This is a genomic window from Streptomyces albus subsp. chlorinus (assembly GCF_013302895.1).
Classification (GTDB): Bacteria; Actinomycetota; Actinomycetes; order Streptomycetales; family Streptomycetaceae; genus Streptomyces; species Streptomyces chlorinus.
Genome location: NZ_VJOK01000001.1, coordinates 1,014,746 through 1,041,044 on the forward strand (window position 1 = coordinate 1,014,746; position 26,299 = coordinate 1,041,044).

Sequence of the window (26,299 nt, forward strand, 5' to 3'; positions counted from 1 at the left end):
GAGCACCCCGGCGGGCGGCAAGCGGTCGATCTTGCGAGGTGACCCCCGCTTTCTTGCGCGATTGCCCGTGGCACAGTCGTTTTGTTGTGCTCAGGTCCCGGGTCAGCTCCGGAAGCGCTGCTCACAGCGGCGGGCCGGCGGTGTAGCGGCGCAGCAGCGGGGAGAGCACCAGGACGGATTTGGTGCGCTCCACGAAGGGCTCCCCCGCGATCCGTTCGAGCACGGTCTCGAAGTGCCGCATGTCCGCGGCGAAGACCTGGACGAGCGCGTCCGCCCCCCCCGGTCACCGTGGAGGCCGAGGCGACCTCGGGGTAGGGGGCGAGGGCCCGGTGGATGTCCTCCGGGGACGTGCGGGAGCGGCAGTACATCTCGATGAAGCCCTCCGTCTGCCACCCGAGGGCGGACGGGTCGACCCGCACGGTGAACCCCTTGATGGCGCCGCGCTCCCGCAGCCGGTCCACACGGCGCTTGACGGCGGGCGCCGAGAGGCCGACCTCCGCGCCGATGTCGGCGTAGGTGCGGCGGGCGTCCTCGGCGAGGGCGTGGACGATGTGTTCGTCGAGGGTGTCGAGATCGTTCTGTGGTGGCACGGCGCTTAGTAGAACACGACGCCGAAGGCGGCACGGAACGACGGAAGGTACAGGTGAGACGTGCGGAGCACCGGGGACGCGGCGGATCGGTGGCAGGACGCCAGGCCGTTCGTGCGGGGCGTGGGCTGGTGGGACGGGGACCGCTGCGTCCGCGCCGACCCGGCGGACGCCGCGCGGCTGCCGCTGGCGACCTGGGCGCGGGCGGTGATGCCGGTGGGGGTGCGGCTGGAATTCACCGCGAAGGGCCCGTTCGAGGTGCGTTACCGGGCCGGTGCCCTGGGCACGGTGGACGCGCTGCGCGAGGGGGGCCGCGCCTGGGAGGTGCTGCGGGACGGTGAGCGGCTGGCCGTCGTCCCGGAGACCCCCAGCGAGGAGGAGCGCGTGCTGCGCGTCGACTGGCCCGGCGGCTCAGGCGTCCTCCACCCGCCGGAGGGGTACTCACCCGTGCTGCTGGGCGTACGGGGTGCCCGGCCCGCGCCACCGCGGCCGCGCTGGCTGGTGTACGGCGACTCCATCGTGGAGGGCTGGTCGGCGGCCATGCCGTCGCGGGGCTGGCCGGCCCGCGCGGGCCGCGCGCTCGGACTGGACACCGTCAATCTGGGCTATTCGGGCTCCGCGCACGGCGAACCGGCCAGTGCCCAGCAGCTGGCGGCCCTGCCGGGCGAGGTCCTCACCGTGGCGTTCGGCTGCAACTGCTGGAGAGGAGTGCCGTATTCGGCAGGGCTGCTGGCCGAGACCGTCGATGCCTTCCTCGGCCTGGTGCGCGCCGGGCATCCGCGCACACCGCTGCTGGTCGTCTCGCCACTGGCGCGCCCCGACGCGGAGCGGACGCCCAACCCGCTGGGCGCCACGCTTGCCGAGCTGCGCACCGCCATGGAGGAGGCGGTGCGCGCCCGTATCGCCCGCGGGGACGGCCGTCTCGCCCTGCTGCCGGGCGCCGGGCTGGTCGGCCCCGACCGGCTGGTGGACGGCGTCCACCCCGACGACGAGGGGCATGCGCGGATCGCCTCGGCGGTGGCCCGCGCGCTGCGCGAGGAGCTGGGCGTCCCCTCGCCTCAGCCGGCCGACGGCACCGCGCGCGCCCAGTCGTGACGGTCGGTCAGCCACCGGTCGAGGCGCAGCCCGGAGGCGGCCAGCACGTCGGTGAAGACCGGTTCGGTCAGCAGCCGCGTGTAGTACGTCTGGCTCCAGGTCCGGCCGTCGAAGGCGTACTCCACGAGGGAACGCACGATGCCGTCCCCGACGGGTTCGACGCTTCTGGTGGTGATGGTCATCCCGCCGCCGCTCCAGCCGTGCCCCGGCCCCACGTCCTCGTGCCGGCTGTCGTGCTGGCGCTGGATGACGACGCAGCCGCCGGGGGCGACGTGCCGGGCGCAGGTGTCCAGGAGTCCGGTGCGCTGGTCGTCGTCGGCGCTGTTGACGAGGAAGGAGGCGAGGGTGACCACGTCGAACCGCTCGCCCAGATCGAGGTCCTCGATGGCGGAGCGCACGGTGCGGGCGTCCTCGATCAGGTCGAGCATGCCGGGCGACTCGTCGACCGCGGTGACCCGGAAGCCCCGGCGGACCAGGGCGTGGGTCATCCGCCCCGCGCCGGCACCGAGTTCGAGGAGGGTCAGGCCGCGCGGCTCGGTCACGGCGGAGGCGACGATCGCGGTCTCTCCCATGTCCGGGATCCGGGCGTAGACCTCGACGGCACAGCCGTCCGGGGTGATCTGCCCCGGCCCGGTACCGGAGTTGGCGTGGCGCGTGTAGGTGGTCATGCCGGCCATCCGACCACGCGGACGGGGGCCGTGGAAGACCCCCTCACGCGCGCGGCGCCGCACCCGTGGGGTGCGGCGCCGCGCGTCGTGGTGGCCTCGCGGGCCGTCACCAGCTGGCGTGCAGCGGCTTGCCCTCCGCGTAACCGGCGGCGCTCTGCACGCCGACGACCGCCTTGTCGGCGAACTCCTCCAGCGTCGCGGCGCCCGCGTAGGTGCAGGAGGAGCGGACGCCCGCGATGATCGAGTCGATCAGGTCCTCGACGCCCGGCCTGGCCGGGTCGAGGAACATCCGGGAGGTGGAGATGCCCTCCTCGAACAGGCCCTTGCGGGCCCGGTCGTAGGCCGACTCCTCGGCGGTACGGTTGCGTACGGCCCGCGCGGAGGCCATGCCGAACGACTCCTTGTAGAGCCGCCCGTCGGCGGACTGCTGGAGGTCGCCGGGCGACTCGTAGGTGCCGGCGAACCAGGAGCCGATCATCACGTTGGAGGCTCCGGCGGCCAGCGCCATGGCGACGTCGCGCGGGTGGCGGACACCGCCGTCGGCCCACACGTGCTTGCCGTACTTGCGCGCCTCGGCTGCGCATTCGAGGACGGCGGAAAACTGCGGCCTGCCGACGCCGGTCATCATGCGGGTCGTGCACATGGCGCCGGGGCCGACGCCGACCTTGACGATGTCGGCGCCCGCCTCGATCAGGTCGCGCGTACCCTCGGCGGCCACGACGTTGCCGGCCACGACCGGCACCGCGGGCCCGAGCGCCCGGACGGCCCTGAGCGCCTCGATCATGCCTTCCTGGTGGCCGTGCGCGGTGTCCACGACGAGGGTGTCGACCCCGGCGTCGAGCAGCGCCTTCGCCCGGGCCGCGACGTCTCCGTTGATGCCCACGGCGGCGGCGATGCGCAGGGCACCGTTCGCGTCGAGGGCGGGGGTGTAGAGGGTGGCCCGCAGGGCGCCCTTGCGGGTGAGGATGCCGACGAGCTTGCCGTCGGCGTCGACGGCGGGCGCGAACTTGAAGTGCGCCGCGTCGAGCTGGTTGAACGCGTCGCGCGGGTCGATGTCCGCGTCGAGCACCATCAGCTCGCTCGTCATGACCTCGGTCAGCTGCGTGAAGCGGTCCACGCCCGTCAGGTCGGACTCGGTGACGACGCCGACGGGCCGCCCGTCCCGCACCACGACGCCCGCGCCGTGGGCCCGCTTGGGCAGCAGCGAGAGCGCGTCGGCGACGGTCTGGGTGGGTGCGAGGGTGATGGGGGTGTCCAGGACGTGGTGCCGCCGCTTGACCCAGCCGATGACCTCGGTGACGACGTCGATCGGGATGTCCTGCGGGATCACCACGAGCCCGCCGCGGCGGGCGACGGTCTCGGCCATACGGCGTCCGGCGATGGCGGTCATGTTGGCGACCACCAGGGGGATGGTGGTGCCCGTGCCGTCGGGGGAGGAGAGGTCCACGCCCTGCCGGGAACCGACCGCGGAGCGGTTCGGCACCATGAAGACGTCGTCGTACGTCAGGTCGTACGGGGGCCGCTGATCATTGAGGAAACGCACGTACTTCATTCTCCCACGGCCGCACATCCATGCGAGAACGGACGATCCGCCGGAGTGACCGGGGAGGGCTTGGTGGGATCGTACGAGCCGCTCACCCGGTGCCGGGGCGGCGCCTACCCGGCGTGACCGCCGCCGCCCACCGGATCGGGCGTGGCCTCGGCCCGCGGGGGCGCCGGCTGCTCCCGCTCGCGCGCCCGCCGCTCCCGGCGGGCGTCGAACAGCCCCTTCGTGCCGCGCACCAGGGGTTCCGTCCAGCGTGCCGTCAACGGCCCGAAGATCACCAGGATCATCACATAGGCGGTGGCCAGCGGGGTGATCCGCGGGTCGGTGCCCGCGGCGAGACCGGCGATCACGATGGAGAACTCGCCGCGCGCCACCAGGGCCCCGCCCGCGCGCAGCCTGCCCTTGCTGCCCACGCCCGCACGCCCCGCCGCGTACCAGCCGGTGACGACCTTGGTGACGGAGGTGACCAGGGCCAGCACCAGGGCGGGCAGCAGCACCGGCGGTATCTGGGACGGGGCGGTGTTGAGCCCGAAGAAGACGAAGAAGACGGCGGCGAACAGGTCCCGCAACGGCGTCAGCAGGCTGCGCGCGTTCTCCGCCGTCTCCCCCGACAGCGCGATGCCCACCAGGAAGGCGCCGACGGCGGCCGAGACCTGGAGCTTGGCGGCGATGCCCGCGATCAGCAGGGTGAGCCCCAGCACGACGAGCAGCAGCATCTCGGGGGTGTTGGAGCTGACGGCGCGGCTGATGTGCCGCCCGAAGCGCAGCGCGACCAGCAGCACGATGCCGACCGTGCCCACCGCGACGAGCATCGCCACGCTGGTGCCCGCCAGCCCGAGTCCGGCCACCAGGGCGGTCAGCAGCGGCAGGTAGAGCGCCATGGACAGGTCCTCGATGACCAGCACGCCGAGGATGACGGGCGTCTCCCGGTTGCCGAGGCGGCCCAGATCGGTGAGGACCTTCGCGATGACCCCCGAGGAGGAGATCCAGGTGACGCCCGCCAGCGCCACTGCCGCGACCGGCCCCCAGCCCAGCAGGACCGCCGCCACGGCACCCGGCACCGCGTTGAGCAGGAAGTCCACCAGGCCGGACGGGTACTGGGTGCGCAGACTCGTCACCAGCTCCGAGGCGCTGTACTCCAGGCCGAGCAGCAGCAGGAGCAGGATCACCCCTATCTCCGCGCCGACCTCGATGAACCCCTCGCTGGCCGTCAGCGGGAAGAACCCTCCGTGCCCGAACGCGAGACCGCCCAGCAGATAGAGCGGGATCGGGGAGAGCCCGATGCGGCCCGCGAAGCGGCCTACCAGCCCCAGGCCCAGGATGACGGCGCCGAGTTCGATCAGCAGGACGGTGGTGTCGTGCACGGAGGGCCTTTCAGTTGTCCAGCGGCTTGTCCAGCGTTCTTACGTGCCGGAGATGATCCGGGTCAGCTCGTCCACCCCTTCCCGGGTGCCGACGGCGACGAGCGTGTCGCCCGCCTCCAGCCGGAAGTCCGGCCCGGGGGAGGGGACGGCACCGGTGCGGCGCAGGACGGCGACAATGGAGGCGCCGGTGCGGGTCCGCGCCCGCGTCGCGCCCAGCGGCTCCCCGCTGTAGGGGGACTGGCCCGAGAGCGGGATGCGGACGGTGACCAGGTCGATCTCCATCTCGCACGTCCCCAGCCGGGGGTTCTCGCCGGGGGCGAGGATCTCCGCGAGGGAGACCGCCTCCTCCCGGTCGAGCTGGACCGTGGCCTGGCACGCGTCCGGGTCGTCCTCCCGGTAGAAGCCGAGGAACCTGCGGCCGTCCTGGTGGGCGACCACGGAGATGTGCCGGCCGGCCCGGGTGGTGATGTCGTACTGCTTGCCCAGCCCCGGCAGCTTGGTGCTCTTGGTCGTCATGGCGTGCTGCCCTTCTGAACCTTCCACGAGGTCTGCGAAGCGGCCTGCTGTGAGGTCTTCGCGGTGTCCTTGCTGCGCACGTTCTCCGATGCGGCGGTCTAGGAAGTGGCGGTGCTGTCCGGATCCGTACGCTCCAACGCCGGACGGGGCCCCGCTTCTTCCTCGGTGAGCAGCCAGTCCGCCGCCGCCGTGTCGGTCACCAGGCTGGTGACCAGGCCGGAGCGGAGCACGGCGCCGATGGCGGCGGCCTTGCGGTGTCCGCCGGCGATGGCGACGACCTCCGGGACGCGGCGCAGGCGCTCGGCCTCCACGGTGATGCAGCGCTCCCCCAGGTCGCGGCCGATCCGCCGCCCCTGGGCGTCGAACAGGTGCGCGGACATCTCGGCGGCGACACCCAGCGACGAGTAGTGCTCGCGCTCCTGCGGGCTGAGCATGTCGTGCACGGTCGAGATGCCCGGCTCCCAGGAGCCGATGGAGACGGCGGCGACGGTCACCTTGTCGAAGTACTCGAAGGCCCGGGCGATACCGGTCTGGTTGCGCAGCGCGGCGGCCGTGGCGCTGTCGGGCAGCAGCATCGGCGCGTAGATGGGGTGCGCCTCTCCCCCGGCGACCTCGGCGGCCCGCCGTACGGCCTCCACCGAGCCGCGGTCGGCCGTTCCGGCGTCGTAGACCCCGGTCAGCTGTACGACGGTGCAGGGCGGCAGCTGGCGCAGCGCCGTCGCCATGTGGATGGTGGAGCGGCCCCAGGCCAGCCCCAGCACATCGCCGTCGGTGACGAGTTCGCCGAGCAGGTCGGCGGCCACCTCGCCCAGGTTCTCCGGGTCGGCGGCGTCGTCCACGGCCTCGGTGGGCGACTCGACGACGACCGCGTGGCGCAGCCCGAAGCGGGCCCGCAGCGCGTCGGAGCGCTCGGCGTCCAGTTCGGCGGGCACCCGGATCTCGATCCGCACCAGATCACGTTCCAGCGCGGTCTCCAGGACCCGGGCCACCTTGAAGCGGCTCACCCCGAACTCGTCCGCGATCTGGATCTTGGATTTGCCCTCCAGATAGAAGCGGCGGGCCATCGCCGCAGCCTGCATGAGTTCGGCGGGTCCCATTCGCGTGGCTCGCCCCGACGACACCGCTCTCACCTCACTGTCTTGCCGTGTCCGCGCTGGTGGCGCTGGCGCGCCGCGCGTTCATCCTTGCAGATCCCCTGGCCTACGTGACGTCGGTCACCCGGCGTTCACCTCAGCTCTCCCCGGCCGTTCCGGCCGCCCGCTCGGCCTGCCGCCGCAGCGCCCGCACGGCCGCGGCCGGGTCCTCGGTCCCGTAGACGGCCGAACCCGCCACGAACACGTCGGCGCCGGCCTCCGCGCACCGCTCGATGGTGGACGCCGAGACACCGCCGTCCACCTGGAGCCACATCTCCAGCCCGTGCTTGTCGATCAGCTGCCGGGTGCGGCGGATCTTGGGCAGCATGATGTCCAGGAAAGCCTGCCCGCCGAAGCCCGGCTCCACCGTCATGACCAGCAGCATGTCCAGCTCCGGCAGCAGGTCCTCGTACGGCTCGACGGGGGTGGCGGGCTTGAGCGCCATCGACGCGCGGGCGCCCAGGGCCCGCACCTCGCGGGCCAGCCGGACGGGGGCGGCGGCGGCCTCCGCGTGGAAGGTGACCGAGCCCGCGCCGGCCTCCACGTAGGCGGGCGCCCAGCGGTCCGGGTCCTCGATCATCAGATGGCAGTCCAGCGGGGTGTCCGTCGCCTTGCGGAGCGAGGCGACGACCGGCGCGCCCAGCGTCAGATTGGGCACGAAGTGGTTGTCCATGACATCGACGTGGAGCCAGTCGGCGCCGCCCTCACCGCCCACCCGCCGGGCCTCCTCGGCGAGGCGGGCGAAGTCGGCGGACAGGATGCTGGGGTTGATCTGAGCCATGGTTACCAGTATTCCGTGTGGGTGTTCGAGGTGAGCACGCGGTGGGGCCGCCTCCCGGGCGGCCGTCAGGCCCTCACGCGGTCCGGCGCAGCAGCGCCAGATACATCGCGTCGGTGCCGTGCAGATGCGGCCACAGCTGGATGTCCGGGCCCTCCCCCAGCGCGGGGACGCCCGGCAGCAGCTCACGGGCGTCCAGCAGCTCGGCGGCCGTCCCGTCGGACTCCTTCCGCAGGCCCCGCAGCACGTCGTCCACCACGGCACGGGTCTCGGCCAGGTGCGGCGAGCACGTCACGTACGCGACGACACCGCCCGGCCTGGCCGCCGCCACGGCCTGCCGCAGCAGCCCCCGCTGGAGCGGAGCGAACCCCGCCAGGTCCTCGGGCCTGCGCCGCCACCGGGCCTCGGGCCGGCGCCGCAGCGCTCCCAGCCCGGTGCAGGGCACATCCACCAGCACCCGGTCGAAGCCGCCCGGCCGCCACGCGGGCCGCGTCCCGTCGGAGGCCACCACGGCCCACGGCCCCGGGTTGCCCTCCAGGGCACGGGCGACGAGGCGGGCCCGGTGCGGCTGCTTCTCGGCGGCCAGCAGCGCGGCCCCCCGCTCGGCCGCCAGCGCGCCCAGCAGCGCCGCCTTGCCGCCCGGCCCCGCGCACATGTCGAGCCACCGCTCGTCGGGCCCGTCGAGGGGCGCCGCCGCCATGGCCAGCGCCACCAGTTGGCTCCCCTCGTCCTGCACCCCGGCGCGGCCCTCCCGGACGGCGTCCAGCGCCCCCGGCTCGCCCCCCTCGGCCAGCCGCACCGCGTACGGCGACCAGCGGCCGGGGAGGGTCTCCTCACTGCTCAACTCGTCGGTGGTGCACCGCCCCGGCCGCGCCACGAGGGTGACCTCGGGACGCTCGTTGTCGGCCTCCAGCAGGTCGGTGATGTCCCCGCCCCCGCCTCCCTGGGCCGCCGCCGAGGGCGCCCCCAGCGCGTCCCACAGCGCGGAGACGACCCAGCGCGGGTGCGCGTACCGCAGCGCGAGGTGCTCCTCGGGGTCCTCGTCGTAGGGCGGCGCGATCCGGTCCAGCCAGCCGTCGAGATCGTCGGCGGCGACGCGCCGCAGCACCGCGTTGACGAACTTCGCGCGCCCGTCCCCCAGCACCACCCGGGCCAGCTCCACCGTGGCGCTCACGGCCGCGTGCCGCGGGATGCGGGTGCCGAGCAACTGGTGGGCGCCCAGGGACAGCACGTCCAGCACCGGCGGGTCCACCTCGCGCAGCGGCCGGTCCACGCACTCGGCGATGATCGCGTCGTAGGTCCCCTGCCGGCGCAGCGTGCCGTACACCAACTCGGTGGCCAATGCCGCGTCCCGCGCGTCGATCCCGCCCTCGGCGGGGTCCTTCTCGCGGGCCTTCCGCAGCATCGGGGGCAGCACGAGGTTCGCGTACGCGTCACGCTCGTCGACGGCCCGCAGCGCCTCGAACGCCAGGATCCTGACCGGGTCCTTGCGCGGACGCCGGTACGGCCTGCCGGCCGGTCGGCCGCCCCGGCGGGGTTGAGTGCTCAAGATGAATGTGCTCCGCGAGATGAGGGATCGAGACCCCCACCCTACGACCTCGGCGCACCGCCCTCACCGCCCCGCTCCCCCGGCACCGCGCGACGGCGCCGGGCGTCACTCCCCGAACCGGTCGCCCGGCTCCAGACGCGTCCCGCGCGCCCAGTCCGCGGCCCGCATCGGCTTCTTGCCCTGCGGCTGCACCCACTCCAGCTCGACGGGGTGCGACCCCGTCCCCACGTGCACGGCGTTCTTGCCGGACCGCAGCTCACCGGGGGCGAGCGCCTCGCCCTGCCTGCTGTCCGCGCCGAGGGGCGCCAGGGAGCGCACCTTGAGCCGCTCCCCGCGGAAGAGCGTCCACGCCCCGGGCGCGGGTGAGCAGGCCCGCACCACGCGGTCGACCCGCAGGGCGGGCGCCGTCCAGTCGATACGGGCGTCCTCCACGCTGATCTTCGGCGCCAGGGAGACCCCCTCCTCCGGCTGCGGCACCGCCTGCAGGGTGCCGTCCTCGATGCCGTCCATGGTGGCCGCCAGCAGCCCGGCGCCCGCGAACGCGAGCCGGGTCAGCAGGTCCCCGCTGGTGTCCCGCGGGCGCACCTGTTCGGTCACCACCCCGTAGACGGGGCCCGAGTCGAGCCCCTCCTCGATGAGGAAGGTGGTGGCACCGCTCACCTCGTCCCCGGCCAGCAGCGCGTGCTGCACGGGAGCGGCGCCGCGCCAGGCGGGCAGCAGGGAGAAGTGCAGGTTGACCCAGCCCTTGGGCGGCACGTCGAGGGCGACCCGGGGCAGCAGCGCACCGTAGGCCACCACGGGGCAGCAGTCCGGCCCGATCTCCCGCAGCCGCGCCAGGAAGTCCTCGTCCCGGGGCCGCGCGGGCTTCAGCACCTCGATGCCGGCCTCCTCCGCGCGCTGGGCCACGGGGCTGGGCACCAGCCGCCTGCCGCGCCCCGCCCGGGCGTCGGGCCGGGTGACCACGGCGGCGACCTCGTGCCGCTCGGAGGCGATCAGGGTGTCGAGCGCGGGGACGGCTACCTCGGGGGTGCCGGCGAAGACGAGCCTCATCGGTGGCGAACTACCTCTCACACGCGGAAAGACAGCCCAGTTTACGGTCAACGCCCCGGCAGCACCGGAGGGGGCGTACGAGCGTCCGCGCGCCCTGCCGAAGCTCCCTCCGCGCCCCCGCAGCGTGACCCGAGGCCCCGTCGCGGCGTTGGTCAAGTCAGATTGACCGGATCGAGTGCCATCGAGTGCCGCTGCCGCATCGCGCGGGCACCGCGGCCTCGCTCCCCCTCCTTCCCCAACGTTCGCACAGTCAGTCACCCCACACAGCACCACAGCTGAACATCCCCCCTTCAGCCGGTCCGAGAGGCTTTTTCATGGCCGACCACGCAACCCACGACGCCCAGGCGCGGGCCAGCCTGCATCTTCTGGTACGGGACATCGAGCGGGTCCGCCGGCAGGTGGACGCGCTGCGCACCCTCACGGCGCAGCTCGGCAACGTCTATCGCCCGCGACGCACCGGCCCCTCCACGGGCTTCGTCGTCTACGGCCGCGCCCCCGCGCCGACCGTCAGACTCGCCCAGGAACTACGCGACAGTGTCGAGACCCTGGTGACAGCGGCGGTGGACTTCGACCGCTCACTCGGCTTCTCCTGGGACGCCGTGGGGTCCGCGCTGGGGGTCACCAAACAGGCCGTGCACCGCCGGTACGGCTCGTCGCGGCGCGGCGCCGCGCGCACCACCCCGGAGAACGCCGAGACACCCGCGCCGCGCCAGCCCGAGACCGTGGCCGCCGCAGCCCGTGCGCTGCCCTCCCCCGCATCGCAGGGCGCGGCCACCGCTACGCCCCGGGCCGCCGTGCCCGCCGCCCGCTCCATCCCGCCGCAGCCGACGTCCCCGGCCCCCTCGGCGGCGTACGAGCCCCGCCACGATCCACGGCACGACCCCAGGCACGACCCCCGTCACGAGCCGCGGCCCGAGACCCGCCGCGACCCACGCCACGAGCCGCGCGCGGGGGGCGCTCCCCTCGCCCCGCAACGGCTAGGCCGCCCAGACCCGTTCGGCCTCCCTTCCCCCGCCTCCTGCCGCCTTCTGCCCGGTGCCTGCGCACCGGGCAGAGTCGTGTCCGACCGGGTGGAGCCGCCCTGTGCCGGGGGCGCTGTCGTGCCCGGGAGGTTGTTGTCGTAGCGCCATGGCGGGTGCGCCCAAGGCCGGTGCGCCAAGGGGCGCGCGGGAGCCGGAGCCGCCGCCGTGCACGGAAGCGTGGGCGGCTCCCGGGCCGCCGCCGTGCGCTGCCGCCGTGGAACCGGCGCGCCCGGGGCCGTCGTTGTCCCGCTCGGTGGTGGCGTGACTGGGCCCTCCCCCGGCGCCGAACGTGCTCAGCGGAACGCCCATTCAAGGCATCCGCCCTCGCTGATACGGCACCCGCCGGAAGGCTCCGGCAGCCCCCGGAAGGCTCCGGCAGCCGTGGCCCCGCGGAGACGGGGCACAGGCACGTCCCGGCATCCGCACGCCCCCTCGCACCTGGCGCCTCCCCCGGCGCCGGCCGGCCCGGTCGCCGCCTCAGCCGATGTCGAGCGGGTCGACGCGCACGTACGGGGCCGGGCCCTCCCTGCGCGCCAACCGCCCTGCCAGCGCCGTCTTCAACGCGGCCGCCAGTGCGGCGCCGCTGCCCCGTGGCACCCGTACCAGGGCCCGCTCCCACTGCTCCCCGGGTGGCGGGTCGCCCGGACGGCGCGGCCGTCCCGGCTCCGGAACCGGCAGCGGAACCGGTCCCAACACCTGTGCACCCTCGGGCAGTCCGGCCTCCCACGCGGAAGCGAGCAGCGCGGCCACCGCCTGCGGAGGACCGGTGACCGCCGCCATCCGCGAGACCGGCGGGAAGCCCAGCTCCGCCCGGTCCGCCAGCTCCCGCAGCGCGTGCCCGGCGGGATCCCAGCGCACCAGAGCCTGCACCGGCCGCATCGACTCCTCCGCGACGACCACCACACTGCCGCCCTCACCCTGCGGCCGCACCAGCGAGGCGGCACCCAGCCAGCGGCGCAGCGCCTCCTCTCCCGCACGCAGATCGGGGCGCCCCAGCAGCGCCCAGCCGTCCAGCAGCAGCGCGGCCACGTAGCCCTCACCGCCCTCCGGCACCGGCTCGGCGCCCGGCGTGGCGACGACCAGCGCGGGACGGGCCGGCACCGACTCCAGCACATGCTCTCCGCCCGAGGTCCGCACCGGCACCGAGGGGAACGCGCGTCCCAGCTCCTCCGCCGTACGCCGGGCACCGATGACGCTGCCGCGCAGCCGTACCCCTCCGCACATGGGGCAGCGCCACTCCGGCGTCTCACGGGCGCACCAGCCGCAGCGCAGGACCGTGCCCTCGCCCGCCGCCTCCAGCGGCCCGGAACAGTGCGCGCACCGGGCCGGCTCCCGGCACCGCTCGCACACCAGCCGGGGCACATAGCCGCGGCGCGGAACCTGCACCAGCACGGGGCCCCGCTCCAGCGCGTCCCGCGCGGTGCGCCAGGCGAGGCTCGGCAGCCGGGCGCTGCGCGCCGCCGGGTCCCGCCCCTCGTCCCCCTCGGCCGCCGTACGCACCCGGGGCATGACCGCCCGCACCGTCTCCCGGTCGGCCGCGAGCGGGCGGGCGAACCCGGACTCCACCAGCTGGGCCGCCTCCACGGTGCACCCGTGCGCCCCGAGCAGGAACGCCGCCTGCTCGGTGACGGCCCGCTGGAGCAGCACCTCTCGGGCGTGCGGCTGGGGGGCGCGGTCCTCGCTGTGACCGCTGTCCCCGTCCTCCCAGATCGCGGCGAGACCGAGGCGGCGGACCGGCGCGAACATCGCCGCCCGCGTCCCCACCACGGCCCGCACCGCGCCCCGGTTGACGGCCAGCCAGCGCCGGTAGCGCGGTTCGGGCCCGGCCTCGGCGGTCAGCAGCACATGCTGCCCCTCACCGACCAGCGCGGTGAGGGCCGCGTCCACCCGCGCCGCCGACTTCCCGTCCGGCAGGACGGCCAGCGCGCCGCGCCCCGCCGCGAGCGTCGTCGCCAGGGCACGGGCCAGTTCGTCCGCCCAGCTGTGCGCGCCGGGGAGGGCCGTCCAGACGGCGCGGGGCGTGCCCTTCTCCGCCAGCGCCCGGAGGAAGGCGGGGCCCTGCGGATAGCGTGCCCAGCCGCCCGGCTCGGGCACCGGAGGTCGCGGCGGCCGGCGCGGCGAGGGCTGCGTCTCGGCCTTGGCCCGCCGGGGCGGGACCGCCAGTTGGACGACGTCGGCGAGGGAGCCCGCGTAGCGGTCGGCGACGGCCCGGCACAGCTGGAGCAGCTCCGGGGTGAGGACCGGCTCCGGCGAGAGGACCTGGGCGATCGGGGCGAGCCGCCCCGTGAAGTCGGTGTCGGCACGCCGCTCGACGATGAACCCGTTGATGAGGCCCCCGCCCTCGCGGCGCCCCTCGCGCTCCCCGGCGCCGAACCGCACCCTGACGCGGACTCCGGGCTGCGCCTCCTCGTCCATCGCCGCCGGCACGGCGTAGTCGAAGAAGCGGTCGAGATGGACCAGCCCCTTGTCCACCAGCACCCGCGCCACCGGCAGCCGGGCGGCCGACTCGGCGCCCCGCCAGGTGCGGGGCTTGGCCCGGGGCCGGCGGGCCTTGTGCTCGCGGACCGTCTCGCGGATCAGCGCGAGCTGTTCCGGCTGCCCCTGCCGCTCCTCGCCCTCGCCGTCGTCCCTGCTCACAGGGCCAGTCTGGCAGACCGCACCGACACCGCGGCCGGCCACGATACGCGGCAGCGCGGTCCCCGGGACGGTGCCGTCGAGCATGGCGAGGAACGCGTGGGCGAGCAGCGCGCCGGTCGCCGTACGGCGCCGGTGCGGCCGACGGTGTCGTGGGGGTGCTCGGCGGTGGGCGCGGCGGGGCGGGGCCTGCCGGAGCGGTGCTCACATCGTCCGGCATCCGCCGGGTGAGGGACGCGCCCGAGGTCTGGTCGGCCGGGGCCCGGGCATGCACCCGGCCATCGCCTTGGGCCGCTCGGCCACACCGGCCGCCGAGGCCGGCGGCGGGATTCGAACCCGCGGAGAGACGACTCTCAAATGGAGGAAGGAGCCCCCGCCCGCGCACCGGGCGCGTCCGCGTCCACCGTAGGGGACGGGACGGAGGAGGGGCGAGGGACTTTCACCCGCCGAGGGCCCGGCACCCCGCCAGCATGGGGTGCCGGGCCCTCGGTCCGTGCTCGGTGCGCGGCGCGGGCGGGACGGGTCAGATCCCGACCGCCTTGCGCAGGGCCTCCACCCGGTCCGTGCGCTCCCAGGTGAAGTCGGGCAGCGCGCGGCCGAAGTGGCCGTAGGCGGCGGTCTGCGCGTAGATGGGGCGCAGCAGGTCGAGGTCGCGGATGATCGCGGCCGGGCGGAGGTCGAAGACGTCCGTGATGGCCTGCTCGATCTTCTCGACGTCCACCGTCGCGGTGCCGAAGGTCTCCACGAAGAGGCCGACCGGCTCGGCCTTGCCGATGGCGTACGCGACCTGCACCTCGCAGCGGGAGGCGAGGCCGGCGGCCACGACGTTCTTGGCGACCCAGCGCATGGCGTACGCGGCGGAGCGGTCGACCTTGGAGGGGTCCTTGCCGGAGAAGGCACCGCCGCCGTGGCGGGCCATACCGCCGTAGGTGTCGATGATGATCTTCCGGCCGGTGAGACCGGCGTCACCCATCGGCCCGCCGATCTCGAAGCGGCCGGTCGGGTTGACCAGCAGCCGGTAGCCCTCGGTGTCCAGCTTGATGCCCTCGTCCACCAGGGCCTTCAGCTCGGGTTCCACGACGAACTCGCGGATGTCGGGTGCCAGCAGCGAGTCGAGGTCGATGTCGGCGGCGTGCTGGGAGGAGACCACGACGGTGTCCAGCCGCACGGCCTTGTCGCCGTTGTACTCGATGGTGACCTGGGTCTTGCCGTCGGGACGCAGGTAGGGGATCGTCCCGTTCTTCCGGACGGCCGACAGCCGCTCGGAGAGCCGGTGCGCCAGCGTGATCGGCAGCGGCATGTACTCGGCCGTCTCGTCGCAGGCGTAGCCGAACATCAGGCCCTGGTCGCCCGCGCCCTGCTCGTCGAGTTCGTCCTCGTCGCCCTCGACACGGCGTTCGTACGCGGTGTCCACGCCCTGGGCGATGTCGGGCGACTGGGCACCGATGGACTCCGAGACGCCGCAGGAGGCGCCGTCGAAGCCCTTCTTGGACGAGTCGTAGCCGATCTCCAGGATCTTGTTGCGCACAAGCGTGGAGATCGGCGCGTAGGCCTTGGTCGTCACCTCTCCGGCCACGTGGACGAGGCCGGTGGTGATCAGCGTCTCGACGGCGACCCGGGAGTGCGGGTCTTCCTTGAGGAGGGCGTCGAGGATCGTGTCGCTGATCTGGTCAGCGATCTTGTCAGGGTGACCCTCGGTCACAGATTCCGAGGTGAACAAGCGGCGCGACACATCGCTCCCTGGGGTTGCAGCGGCTGCTGGCTGAGCATGGGGCGGACCGGTCGGGGGCTGCGCCCAAGCACGGTCCGCGGCCAGTTTATCCATCTCCGCCCGCATCCAATCACGGACTCTCGAACTCCGAGACGACCATGACCTGCTCGATCCAGGCTCCAGCGCGGCCGGAGGGCCGCCGGAGATCCGGACAAGTCAGGGAGTGTCGGTCGGCCGGGCCCTCCGTCAAGAGTGCCGTTCCGGCCCTGTTCGACTACTTCCGGCCCACTCGGGCAAGATGTCGATTTCCACCGTACGACCCCCGGAAGAGGCCCGGACAGCCCCCGGAGGCAAACCCTCCGCCCCGACCGGCCCTCGGCCGCACCGGGTGCGGGTGCCCCGCGGCGAAACCGTCAAACCGGGGTTCCGGGGCGCCCCGGGGACTCCCGCCGCCTCCGAGCGCCACCGGCCACCGCTCCGGCCCTCCGCCCCACCGTGACCGTACGTGACCACACCCGCCCCAGCCGTCACCACGCGGGGGCTGCCGGCGGCGGCACCCGGGAAGACCCCGGCGCCACCGCCGCCGCACGCCGGATGTCAGCTGTGCGGCAAACGCTCCGCGATCAGGTCCCAGACCGTCTCGGCGAGGGCCTCCTTCGGGCCGTACGGGACGGGCGTCTCGCTGCCGTCGGCACCCAGTACGACGGCCTCGTTCTCCTCCGAGCCGAAGGTCTTGCTCTCCCCCACCTCGTTGACGACCAGCAGGTCACAGCCTTTGGCGGCGAGCTTGGCCCGGCCGTGGGCGAGCACGTCGTCGGTCTCGGCGGCGAAGCCGGCCACGATCTGGCCGGGGCGCGGCCGGTTCGCGGACAGCTCGGCGAGGATGTCGGGGTTGCGCACCAGGGCCAGCGGCTCGGGTTCGCGGCCCTCCTGCTTCTTGATCTTGCCGGTGGCGTAGGTGGCGGGGCGGAAGTCGGCGACGGCCGCGGCCATCACCACGGCGTCCGCGTCGGCGGCGGCCTCCATCACGGCCTCGCGCAGCTCCCCGGCGCTGCCCGCCCGGACGAGGTCCACGCCGGCCGGGTCGGGCAGCGCGCTGTTCGCCGAGACGAGCGTCACCCGGGCGCCGCGGGCGGCGGCCGTACGGGCGAGCGCGTAGCCCTGCTTGCCGCTGGAGCGGTTGCCGAGGAAGCGCACCGGGTCGAGGGGCTCGCGGGTGCCGCCCGCGGTGACGACGACGTGCCGCCCGGCCAGGTCGGTGCCCGCGCCCGCCGCCCCGCGGGCGAGGACCCGGCGGCAGACGTCGAAGAGGGCGTCCGGGTCGGGCAGCCGTCCCTTGCCGGTGTCCTTGCCGGTCAGGCGGCCGACGGCCGGTTCGATGACGAGGGCGCCCCGCCGCCGCAGCGTGGCGACGTTCTCCTGGGTGGCGGGGTGCTCCCACATCTCGGTGTGCATCGCGGGCGCGAAGACGAGGGGACATCGCGCCGTCAGCAGCGTGTTGGTGAGCAGGTCGTCGGCGAGGCCGTGCGCCGCCTTGGCCAGCAGGTCGGCGGTGGCGGGGGCGACGACGACGAGGTCGGCCTCCTGGCCGATGCGCACGTGCGGCACCTCGTGGACGGACTCCCACACCTCGGTCGCCACCGGGTGCCCGGTCAGTGCCGACCAGGTGGCGGCCCCGACGAAGTGCAGTGCCGACTCGGTCGGGACGGCCCGCACGTCGTGGCCGCTCTCGGTCAGCCGCCGCGCCAGCTCGCACGCCTTGTACGCGGCGATGCCGCCGCTCACTCCCAGTACGACCTTCGGCCTGCCCGCCGCCGCCCGCTCGTCCCGCTGCTGCCTCACTCGTTACTCCCCACGCGTCGCTGTGCCCGGTCCCCCAGGGCTATGACACACCAGGGGCCCGGCAGCCGCGCTGCCGGGCCCTTGTGCAGTGGTACCGACCGGTTACTGGGTGACCGGCGGAGCGTCGACGGACTCGGAGGTGAGGAGTCCGGCGTTGATCTCACGGAGCGCGATGGAGAGCGGCTTCTCGTGCACGTGGGTGTCCACCAGCGGGCCGACGTACTCGAGGAGGCCCTCACCGAGCTGGGAGTAGTACGCGTTGATCTGTCGCGCGCGCTTGGCGGCGTAGATCACGAGGCTGTACTTGGAGTCGGTGGCCTCGAGCAGCTCATCAATCGGCGGGTTGATGATGCCCTCGGGCGTGGTGATGGAAGAGGACACTCTCTGCCTTCCGAAGGGTGATTGAGGAGGGGATCGATGCGCGCGCAGCGCGCTGAGCGCTGGAGGTCAATCGATACGCATCAAGGCTAGCAGCTCGGCGCTCACGTCCTCGACGGAGGTGTTGACCAGCGTCCGGTCGAACTCGGACTCGGCCGCCAGTTCGGTGCGCGCCACCTCGAGCCTGCGCTCGATGACGTCCGGCGCCTCGGTGCCCCGGCCGGTCAGCCGCCTGACCAGCTCCTCCCAGCTGGGCGGAGCGAGGAAGACGAGCTGCGCCTGAGGCATGGACTGCTTGACCAGCCGGGCGCCCTGCAGGTCGATCTCCAGCAGGACGGGTTCCCCGCGCCGGAGGTGCTCCAGCACCGCCTGACGGGGCGTGCCGTAGCGGTTGCCCGCGAACTCGGCCCACTCCAGCAGTTCGCCGTTGGCGACCAGCTTGTCGAACTCCTCGTCGTCGACGAAGAAGTACTGCACGCCGTGGCGCTCGCCGGGGCGGGGCCTGCGGGTGGTGGCGGAGACGGAGAGCCAGACCTCCGGATGGGCCTTGCGCATATGGGCGACGACCGTGCTCTTACCGACCCCGGAGGGACCGGAGAGCACGGTCAGCCGCGACGTGCCGACCGGGGGTGCCGGGGTCTCCCCCCGGGGAACTGCAGAACTCATGCAGCGATTATCCCGGTTAACGGGAGTGCCTGAGACCTCAGGCGTTCGCGCCTCCGAACTCGCGCTCCAGAGCGGCGATCTGGTTGGAGCCGAGGCCACGGACCCGGCGGCTCTCGGAGATCCCGAGGCGCTCCATGATCTGCTTGGCGCGGACCTTGCCGACGCCGGGCAGGGACTCCAGGAGAGCGGAGACCTTCATCTTGCCGATCACATCGTTCTCCTGGCCCTGCTTGATGACCTCGTGCAGGGACGCGCCGGAGTGCTTGAGCCGGTTCTTGACCTCGGCGCGCTCCCGGCGAGCCGCGGCGGCCTTTTCGAGCGCGGCTGCGCGCTGTTCAGGGGTAAGGGGCGGAAGAGCCACGCCTACGTCACCTCGGATGTCGAACTGTCGGATACGGATCGGTGAGGAACCTAGTACTCCCCCACCTGCGGAGCAACGAGCAACGCGGCTGTTCGCGGTGCTCTCGACGGAGACTAGCGGGCGTGAGCGCAGGAGTCAGCGAGAACAGACGAAAAGTCCTGGTCAGCCTCGCTCGACCAGGACATTTCTGGACATAATCGACGCATTTTTTGGATCCGGTCCGGTCTCCGGCTCCGGTTCCGGGTCGAAAACGGGTGCGGATTCCGCAGCCGTCAGGCGACCGCGGCCCGCACCTCGTCGGCGAAGCGCGCCGCGGAATCCCGCAGTCCGCCCACTCCGGGTCCGTGACGAAGAACACCCCGGCTCACGCTGGGTACGACATTCCGGACAGCCGGCCCGAAGACCGCGGGCAGGTCCGCCGGCCTCGCACCCTGCGCCCCGATGCCGGGGGCCAGCAGCGGGCCGTTGACCGCCAGGTCGAACGCCGACAGGTCACCGAGCGTCGCGCCGACCACCGCGCCGAACGAGCCCAGCGGCGCGGCGCCCGCGTTCCGCTCCGCCAGGTGCCGCAGCACGGTGGCCGCCACCGTCGAGCCGTCGGCGCGGACCGCGCGCTGCACCTCCGAGCCCTCCGGGTTGGAGGTGAGCGCCAGCACGAAGAGCCCGGCGCCGGCGGCCGTGGCCGCCTCCACCGCCGGGTCCAGCGCGCCGAAGCCGAGGTACGGGCTGACGGTCAGCGCGTCCGAGAACAGCGGGCTGTCCGGGTGGAGGAAGGCGGCGGCGTAGGCGTCCATGGTGGAGCCGATGTCGCCGCGCTTGGCGTCCATGACCACCAGGGCGCCGGCGGCGCGGGCCTCGGCCACCGTCTGCTCCAGCACGGCGACGCCCCGCGAGCCGAAACGCTCGTAGAAGGCCGCCTGCGGCTTGAGGACGGCGGCCCGGTCGGCCAGCGCCTCCACCACCGTGCGGCTGAACCGCTCAAGGCCGGCGACGTCGTCGTCCAGCCCCCAGGCGTGCAGCAGCGAGGCGTGCGGGTCGATGCCGACGCACAGCGGGCCGCGGGTGTCCATGGCGCGGCGCAGGCGGGTGCCGAAGGGTTCCGGCCCGGTCATGCGGTCCTCCCCCGTCCGTCTCCGGCACGGTGCTCGGCGCCGACGGCCTCGGCGAGGGTGGCGTAGGGGCTGGCCGCGAGCCTCTCGGCGAGCCCCTTGTGCATCCGGCGCATCCACAGCGGCCCCTCGTACAGGAACGCCGTGTAGCCCTGGACGAGCGTGGCCCCGGCCAGGATGCGGCGCCAGGCGTCCTCGGCGGTGGTGACGCCGCCGACGCCGACGAGCGTGAGCCGGCCGCCGACGCGGGCGTAGAGGCGGCGCAGCACCTCCAGCGACCGGTCGCGGACCGGCTCCCCGGACAGGCCGCCGGTCTCGGCGGTCAGCTCCGGGCCGGAGACCAGCCCGAGCCCCTCCCTGGCGATGGTGGTGTTCGTCGCGATGATCCCGTCCAGGCCCAGTTCGAGCGCGAGATCGGCGACGGCGTCGATGTCCTCGTCCGCCAGGTCCGGGGCGATCTTGACCAGCAGCGGCACGCGCCGGGTGGTGACCGCGCGGTCGGCGGCCTCCCGGACGGCTGTCAGCAGCGGGCGCAGGTGTTCGCTCGCCTGGAGGTCGCGCAGGCCGGGCGTGTTGGGCGAGGAGACGTTGACGACGAGGTAGTCGGCGTGCGGGGCGAGCGCCTCGGCGGAGAGGACGTAGTCGGCGGCGGCCTCCGCCTCCGGGACGGCCTTCGTCTTGCCGATGTTGACGCCGACAGTCGTGCGGAAGACGGGGCGCCGGTCGGCCAGCCGGGCCGCCACGGCCGCCGAGCCGTCGTTGTTGAAACCCATCCGGTTGATCAGCGCCCGGTCCCCGGCCAGCCGGAACAGCCGCTTCTTCGGGTTGCCCGGCTGGGCGCTGCCGGTGACGGTGCCGACCTCGACATGGTCGAAGCCGAGCATGGCCAGGCCGTCGATGCCCTCCGCGTTCTTGTCGAACCCGGCGGCCAGCCCGAGCGGGCCGTGCATCCGCCGGCCCAGGGCCTCGATACGGAGCTGCTTGTGGCGGGGGGCGAGGACGGCGGCGGCGAAGGTGCGCAGGACGGGGACGCGGGCTGCCGCCCGGATCCAGGAGAAGGCCAGGTGGTGGGCCTTTTCCGGATCCATGCGGCAGAAGACGGTGCGGAAGAGGAGTCCGTACATGGGGTGGTGGGTTCCTGTGGTGGGTCGTGCCCCCGCCCCGCCCCTTCCCGGGGTCCGGGCGCGGAGAGCCCGGTTGCGGAGAGGGGCGGGACGGGAGCGGGAGGGCCTCAGCTCGTGCGGGCGGCGATCAGGTGGCCGGCGTGCTCCTGCAGGGAGCGGACGTTCACCTCGTCCCGGTCCATGGCGTCGATGCCCTGCACGGCGGCGGCCAGTGCCTGCACGGTGGTCAGGCACGGCACAGCCCGGGCGACGGCCGCGGTGCGGATGTCGTACCCGTCGAGGCGGCCGCCCGTCCCGTACGGGGTGTTGACGATCAGGTCGACCTCGCCGTCGTGGATGAGCTGCACGATGGTCGGCTCGCCGTTCGGGCCCGGGCCCTGGCTGTGCTTGCGGACGACCCTCGCGTCGATCCCGTTGCGCCGCAGGACCTCGGCCGTACCGGAGGTGGCCAGCAGTTCGAAGCCCATGGCGACCAGCTCACGCGCGGGGAAGATGAGCGCGCGCTTGTCGCGGTTGGCGACCGAGACGAAGGCGCGGCCCTTGTCGGGCAGCGCCCCGTAGGCGGCGGTCTGGGACTTGGCGTAGGCGGTGCCGAAGACCGAGTCGATGCCCATGACCTCGCCGGTCGAGCGCATCTCGGGGCCGAGCACGGTGTCCACCCCGCGGCCCTGCACGTCGCGGAACCGGCTCCAGGGCAGGACCGCCTCCTTGACGGAGATCGGCGCGTCCAGCGGCAGGTCGCCGCCGTCGCCCTCGGCGGGGAGCAGCCCCTCGGCACGCAGCTCGGCGATGGTGGCGCCCAGCGAGATGCGGGCCGCCGCCTTGGCGAGCGGGACGGCGGTCGCCTTGGAGGTGAAGGGCACCGTACGGGAGGCGCGCGGGTTGGCCTCCAGGACGTAGAGGATGTCGCCCGCCATGGCGAACTGGATGTTGATCAGGCCCCGGACGCCGACGCCGCGGGCGATGGCCTCGGTGGAGGCGCGGAGCCGCTTGATGTCGTAGCCGCCCAGCGTGATCGGCGGCAGGGCGCAGGCCGAGTCGCCGGAGTGGATGCCGGCCTCCTCGATGTGCTCCATGACACCGCCGAGGTACAGCTCCTGGCCGTCGTAGAGCGCGTCCACGTCGATCTCGATGGCGTCGTCGAGGAAGCGGTCGATGAGGACCGGGTGCTTCTCGATGAGGCCGGCGTGGCGCTCCAGGTAGGACTCCAGGGACGGCTCGTCGTAGACGATCTCCATGCCCCGGCCACCCAGCACATAGGAGGGGCGGACCATGACGGGGTAGCCGATCTCGGCGGCGATGCCCTTGGCCTGCTCGAAGGAGAAGGCGGTGCCGTACTTGGGGGCGGGCAGTCCGGCCTCGGTGAGCACCCGGCCGAAGGCGCCGCGCTCCTCCGCCAGCTCGATGGCCTCGGGCGAGGTGCCGACGATGGGCACCCCGTTGTCCTTGAGTGCCTGGGCCAGGCCCAGCGGGGTCTGGCCGCCGAGCTGGACCAGGACACCGGCGACGGGGCCGGCCTGCTGCTCGGCGTGGACGATCTCCAGGACGTCCTCCAGGGTGAGCGGCTCGAAGTAGAGCCGGTCGGAGGTGTCGTAGTCGGTGGAGACGGTCTCCGGGTTGCAGTTGACCATCACGGTCTCGTAGCCGGCGTCACGCAGTGCGAAGGAGGCGTGGACGCAGGAGTAGTCGAACTCGATGCCCTGGCCGATGCGGTTGGGTCCCGAGCCGAGGATGATCACCGCGGGCTTCTCGCGGGGCGCGACCTCGGTCTCCTCGTCGTAGGAGGAGTAGAAGTACGGCGTCTTCGCGGCGAACTCGGCGGCGCAGGTGTCCACGGTCTTGTAGACGGGGCGGATGCCGAGCGCGTGCCGGACCTCGCGCACCACGTCCTCGCGCAGCGAGCGGATGGCGGCGATCTGCGCGTCGGAGAAGCCGTGCCGCTTCGCATGGGCGAACAGCCCGGCGCTCAGCTCGGGTGCCGCCGCGATCTCGTCGGCGGTCTCCTTGACGAGGAAGAGCTGGTCGACGAACCAGGGGTCGATCTTCGTCGCGTCGAAGACCTCCTGGGGCGTGGCACCCGCGCGGATGGCGGCCATGACGGTGTTGATCCGGCCGTCGGTGGGGCGGGCGGCCCGCTCCAGCAGCTCCGCCTTGTCGCCCAGCTCGGCCACCGGGGTGGCGAAGTCGAACTGGCTGCCCTTCTTCTCCAGGGAGCGCAGCGCCTTGTTGAACGCCTCGGTGAAGTTGCGGCCGATGGCCATGGCCTCGCCGACCGACTTCATGGTGGTGGTGAGGGTGGAGTCGGCGGCCGGGAACTTCTCGAAGGCGAAGCGGGGAGCCTTGACGACGACATAGTCGAGCGTGGGCTCGAAGGAGGCCGGGGTCTCCTGGGTGATGTCGTTGGGGATCTCGTCCAGCGTGTAGCCGACGGCCAGCTTCGCGGCGATCTTCGCGATCGGGAAGCCGGTGGCCTTGGAGGCGAGCGCGGAGGAGCGGGAGACGCGCGGGTTCATCTCGATGACGACGACCCGGCCGTCCTCGGGGTTGACGGCGAACTGGATGTTGCAGCCGCCGGTGTCCACGCCGACCTCGCGGATGACGGCGATGCCGATGTCGCGCAGCACCTGGTACTCGCGGTCGGTCAGCGTCATGGCGGGCGCCACGGTGATCGAGTCACCGGTGTGCACGCCCATCGGGTCGAAGTTCTCGATGGAGCAGACGACCACGACGTTGTCCATCTTGTCGCGCATCAGCTCCAGCTCGTACTCCTTCCAGCCGAGGATGGACTCCTCCAGGAGCACCTCGGTGGTCGGCGAGAGGGCCAGCCCCTGCCCGGCGATACGGCGCAGCTCCTCCTCGTCGTGCGCGAAGCCGGAGCCGGCGCCGCCCATGGTGAAGGAGGGGCGGACGACGACCGGGTAACCGCCCAGCTCCTCGACGCCGCGCAGCACGTCGTCCATGGAGTGGCAGATGTAGGAGCGCGCGGACTCGCCGTGGCCGATCTTGCGGCGGACGGCCTCGACGACCTCCTTGAACTGGTCGCGGTCCTCGCCCTTGTGGATGGCCTCGGGGCGGGCGCCGATCAGCTCGACCCCGTGCTTGTCCAGCACGCCGGACTCGTGGAGGGAGATCGCGGTGTTGAGCGCGGTCTGGCCGCCGAGGGTGGGCAGGAGCGCGTCGGGCCGCTCCTTGGCGATGATCTTCTCGACGAAGTCGGGGGTGATCGGCTCGACGTAGGTGGCGTCGGCGATCTCCGGGTCGGTCATGATGGTGGCCGGGTTGGAGTTGACCAGGATCACGCGCAGGCCCTCGGCCTTGAGCACGCGGCACGCCTGGGTGCCGGAGTAGTCGAACTCGGCGGCCTGCCCGATGACGATCGGGCCCGATCCGATGACCAGGACGGACTGGATATCGGTGCGCTTAGGCACGCTGGTCCTCCATGAGGGTGACGAAGCGGTCGAAGAGGTAGGCGGCGTCGTGCGGACCCGCTGCCGCTTCGGGGTGGTACTGGACGCTGAAGGCGGGCCTGTCGAGGAGCCGCAGTCCCTCGACGACACCGTCGTTCAGACACACGTGCGAGACCTCGGCTCGGCCGTAGGGGGTGTCGCTGACCCGGTCGGTGGGCGCGTCCACGGCGAAGCCGTGGTTGTGCGCGGTGACCTCGACCTTTCCGGTCGTACGGTCCTGGACCGGTTGGTTGATGCCGCGGTGCCCGTACTTGAGCTTGAAGGTGCCGAAGCCCAGCGCGCGGCCGAGGATCTGGTTGCCGAAGCAGATCCCGAACAGCGGGGTGCCGCGCTCCAGCACGCCGCGCATCAGCTCCACCGGGTGGTCGGCGGTGGCCGGGTCACCGGGGCCGTTGGAGAAGAACACCCCGTCGGGCGCGACGGCCTCGATGTCCTCGGCGGTCGCGGTGGCGGGCAGCACGTGCACCTCTATGCCGCGCTCGGCCATCCGCTGCGGGGTCATGCCCTTGATGCCCAGGTCCACGGCGGCGACGGTGAACCGCTTCTCCCCGAGCGCGGGGACGACATAGGCCTCCTTGGTGGCGACCTCGCCGCTCAGGTCGGCGCCCTTCATGACGGGCGCCTGCTGGACGCGGGCGAGCAGTCCGGCCTCGCCCGCCGCCGCGGCCTCGCCGGAGAAGATGCCGACCCGCATAGCGCCGCGCTCGCGCAGATGGCGGGTGAGGGCGCGGGTGTCCACGCCGCTGATGCCCACGACGCCCTGGTCGCGCAGCTCCTCGTCCAGGGAGCGGGTGGCGCGCCAGTTGGAGGGGGTGCGGGCCGGGTCGCGGACCACGTAGCCGGCCACCCAGATCCGGCCGGACTCGGCGTCCTCGTCGTTGACACCGGTGTTGCCCACGTGCGGGGCCGTCATCACGACGACCTGGCGGTGGTAGGAGGGGTCGGTCAGGGTTTCCTGGTAGCCGGTCATCCCGGTGGAGAACACGGCCTCGCCGAAGGTCTCCCCCACGGCCCCGTAGGCACGCCCGCGGAAGGTACGGCCGTCCTCCAGGACGAGAAGGGCGTCCCTCGCCGTCGTGCCGGTCGCTCCCCTGGCGGAGGTCGTCATCATGCGCCTTCCTTGTGCTGCTGCGTCGCCGCGACGCCGTTGTCGCCGCTCATTGCGTTGATCTTCTCGACCCACTCGGCCTGCGCGGCCGAGTGGTCGAAGCGGAATCCGGAGTCCAGCCGCCGTCCGCCCAGCTCCCAGGTGACGATCAGCAGGCCGCCCTCGGTCAGGACCTTGCCCGCGATGCCGGTGTCGAGCCGGGCGCCGCGCAGCTGCCCGGCGGGGACGAAGAAGTCCTCAGCGCCGGGGCGCCGCACCTGAAGCCCCTCGTCGGTCAGGATCAGCTCGGCCCGGCTGCGGGTGCCCAGGCCGTGGGCGACGATCCGGTCGAGCCACTGCCCGGCGCTGGTGGAGCCGTGGTAGCGGCCGGCCGCCTCCAGCAGCGGCTCGCCCACCTGCGCGGGCCGCTGCGGCAGTTCGGGCAGGTCTCCCTGGAGGGTGCCGCGCCACTTCCAGCCCTGGCGCATCAGCCAGTACAGCAGGGCGATGAACAGCAGGAGGCCGACGACCCAGCCCGCGCGGGCGGCCCAGTCGGTGACTTCCTGGGATTTCTGGGCGGCCGCCAGTGCGGCCCCAGGGTGGTTCGACACG

At 73.4% G+C, this 26,299-nt stretch carries 21 protein-coding genes and 1 pseudogene; 2 read left to right on the forward strand and 20 right to left on the reverse strand.

What is annotated here, in order from left to right:
* Positions 1 to 121: 121 nt before the first annotated feature.
* Positions 122 to 590: pseudogene (locus tag FM076_RS04685) on the reverse strand (Lrp/AsnC family transcriptional regulator).
* Positions 591 to 650: 60 nt separating this feature from the next.
* Here FM076_RS04685 and FM076_RS04690 point away from each other — a divergent pair.
* Positions 651 to 1,682, forward strand: coding sequence for a GDSL-type esterase/lipase family protein (locus tag FM076_RS04690; RefSeq protein WP_173868663.1), 1,032 nt, complete (start codon positions 651 to 653; stop codon positions 1,680 to 1,682).
* Here the strand turns inward: FM076_RS04690 and FM076_RS04695 are convergent.
* The 8 genes from FM076_RS04695 to fmt all read right to left on the reverse strand — a co-directional run bounded on the left by FM076_RS04695 (position 1,646) and on the right by fmt (position 10,286).
* Positions 1,646 to 2,350: a class I SAM-dependent methyltransferase gene (locus FM076_RS04695; RefSeq protein WP_173868664.1), complete on the reverse strand. Its 705-nt coding sequence runs from the start codon at positions 2,348 to 2,350 to the stop codon at positions 1,646 to 1,648. The genes FM076_RS04690 and FM076_RS04695 overlap by 37 nt on opposite strands.
* 106 nt (positions 2,351 to 2,456) lie before the next feature.
* Positions 2,457 to 3,902, reverse strand: a complete 1,446-nt coding sequence (locus FM076_RS04700; RefSeq protein ID WP_173868665.1) for a GuaB1 family IMP dehydrogenase-related protein — start codon at positions 3,900 to 3,902, stop codon at positions 2,457 to 2,459.
* 104 nt (positions 3,903 to 4,006) lie between these two features.
* Positions 4,007 to 5,260, reverse strand: coding sequence for a cation:proton antiporter (locus FM076_RS04705; protein WP_173868666.1), 1,254 nt, complete (start codon positions 5,258 to 5,260; stop codon positions 4,007 to 4,009).
* Between the two features lie 39 nt (positions 5,261 to 5,299).
* Entirely contained in the window at positions 5,300 to 5,776 is a 477-nt protein-coding gene (locus FM076_RS04710) for a cation:proton antiporter regulatory subunit (protein ID WP_173868667.1), read from the reverse strand.
* Positions 5,777 to 5,874: 98 nt separating this feature from the next.
* Positions 5,875 to 6,873, reverse strand: a complete 999-nt coding sequence (locus FM076_RS04715) for a sugar-binding transcriptional regulator (protein ID WP_173868668.1) — start codon at positions 6,871 to 6,873, stop codon at positions 5,875 to 5,877.
* 133 nt (positions 6,874 to 7,006) lie between these two features.
* Positions 7,007 to 7,690 carry a ribulose-phosphate 3-epimerase gene (rpe, locus tag FM076_RS04720; protein WP_173868669.1) on the reverse strand — a complete coding sequence of 228 codons (684 nt, stop codon included), beginning with the start codon at positions 7,688 to 7,690 and terminating at the stop codon, positions 7,007 to 7,009.
* A 73-nt stretch (positions 7,691 to 7,763) separates the two neighbouring features.
* Positions 7,764 to 9,236, reverse strand: coding sequence for an RsmB/NOP family class I SAM-dependent RNA methyltransferase (locus FM076_RS04725; RefSeq protein WP_173868670.1), 1,473 nt, complete (start codon positions 9,234 to 9,236; stop codon positions 7,764 to 7,766).
* Positions 9,237 to 9,341: 105 nt separating this feature from the next.
* The gene (gene fmt / locus FM076_RS04730; RefSeq protein WP_173868671.1) at positions 9,342 to 10,286 is read right to left on the reverse strand and encodes a methionyl-tRNA formyltransferase; all 945 of its coding nucleotides are present in this window, start codon (positions 10,284 to 10,286) and stop codon (positions 9,342 to 9,344) included.
* A 314-nt stretch (positions 10,287 to 10,600) separates the two neighbouring features.
* Here fmt and FM076_RS04735 point away from each other — a divergent pair, with 314 nt between their 5' ends.
* Positions 10,601 to 11,410 (forward strand): hypothetical protein, encoded by an 810-nt coding sequence (locus tag FM076_RS04735; RefSeq protein WP_430625923.1) that lies wholly within the window; start codon positions 10,601 to 10,603, stop codon positions 11,408 to 11,410.
* 375 nt (positions 11,411 to 11,785) lie between these two features.
* Here the strand turns inward: FM076_RS04735 and FM076_RS04740 are convergent, their stop codons facing one another.
* From FM076_RS04740 to FM076_RS04790, 11 genes are all read right to left on the reverse strand, one after another.
* Positions 11,786 to 13,945, reverse strand: coding sequence for a primosomal protein N' (locus tag FM076_RS04740; protein ID WP_173868672.1), 2,160 nt, complete (start codon positions 13,943 to 13,945; stop codon positions 11,786 to 11,788).
* Between the two features lie 520 nt (positions 13,946 to 14,465).
* Entirely contained in the window at positions 14,466 to 15,674 is a 1,209-nt protein-coding gene (metK, locus tag FM076_RS04745; RefSeq protein ID WP_173868673.1) for a methionine adenosyltransferase, read from the reverse strand.
* A gap of 576 nt (positions 15,675 to 16,250) precedes the next feature.
* Positions 16,251 to 17,495, reverse strand: a complete 1,245-nt coding sequence (coaBC, locus tag FM076_RS04750; protein WP_173868674.1) for a bifunctional phosphopantothenoylcysteine decarboxylase/phosphopantothenate--cysteine ligase CoaBC — start codon at positions 17,493 to 17,495, stop codon at positions 16,251 to 16,253.
* A 102-nt stretch (positions 17,496 to 17,597) separates the two neighbouring features.
* Complete coding sequence (gene rpoZ / locus FM076_RS04755; protein ID WP_173868675.1) at positions 17,598 to 17,876, reverse strand: DNA-directed RNA polymerase subunit omega; 279 nt, start codon at positions 17,874 to 17,876, stop codon at positions 17,598 to 17,600.
* A gap of 66 nt (positions 17,877 to 17,942) precedes the next feature.
* Positions 17,943 to 18,539 carry a guanylate kinase gene (gene gmk / locus FM076_RS04760; RefSeq protein ID WP_173868676.1) on the reverse strand — a complete coding sequence of 199 codons (597 nt, stop codon included), beginning with the start codon at positions 18,537 to 18,539 and terminating at the stop codon, positions 17,943 to 17,945.
* A 37-nt stretch (positions 18,540 to 18,576) separates the two neighbouring features.
* Positions 18,577 to 18,900 (reverse strand): integration host factor, encoded by a 324-nt coding sequence (locus FM076_RS04765; protein WP_019356158.1) that lies wholly within the window; start codon positions 18,898 to 18,900, stop codon positions 18,577 to 18,579.
* A 272-nt stretch (positions 18,901 to 19,172) separates the two neighbouring features.
* Complete coding sequence (gene pyrF, locus FM076_RS04770) at positions 19,173 to 20,012, reverse strand: orotidine-5'-phosphate decarboxylase (RefSeq protein WP_173868677.1); 840 nt, start codon at positions 20,010 to 20,012, stop codon at positions 19,173 to 19,175.
* Positions 20,009 to 21,133, reverse strand: coding sequence for a quinone-dependent dihydroorotate dehydrogenase (locus FM076_RS04775; protein WP_173868678.1), 1,125 nt, complete (start codon positions 21,131 to 21,133; stop codon positions 20,009 to 20,011). The genes pyrF and FM076_RS04775 overlap by 4 nt, the downstream gene beginning before the upstream one ends.
* A 107-nt stretch (positions 21,134 to 21,240) precedes the next feature.
* Positions 21,241 to 24,561, reverse strand: coding sequence for a carbamoyl-phosphate synthase large subunit (carB, locus tag FM076_RS04780; protein WP_173868679.1), 3,321 nt, complete (start codon positions 24,559 to 24,561; stop codon positions 21,241 to 21,243).
* On the reverse strand, positions 24,554 to 25,708 hold the full coding sequence (carA, locus tag FM076_RS04785) for a glutamine-hydrolyzing carbamoyl-phosphate synthase small subunit (RefSeq protein ID WP_173874513.1): 1,155 nt from the start codon (positions 25,706 to 25,708) through the stop codon (positions 24,554 to 24,556). The genes carB and carA overlap by 8 nt, the downstream gene beginning before the upstream one ends.
* On the reverse strand, positions 25,708 to 26,298 hold the full coding sequence (locus FM076_RS04790; RefSeq protein ID WP_173868680.1) for a hypothetical protein: 591 nt from the start codon (positions 26,296 to 26,298) through the stop codon (positions 25,708 to 25,710). Before FM076_RS04790 ends, carA begins: the two co-directional genes overlap by 1 nt.
* Position 26,299: the final 1 nt, after the last annotated feature.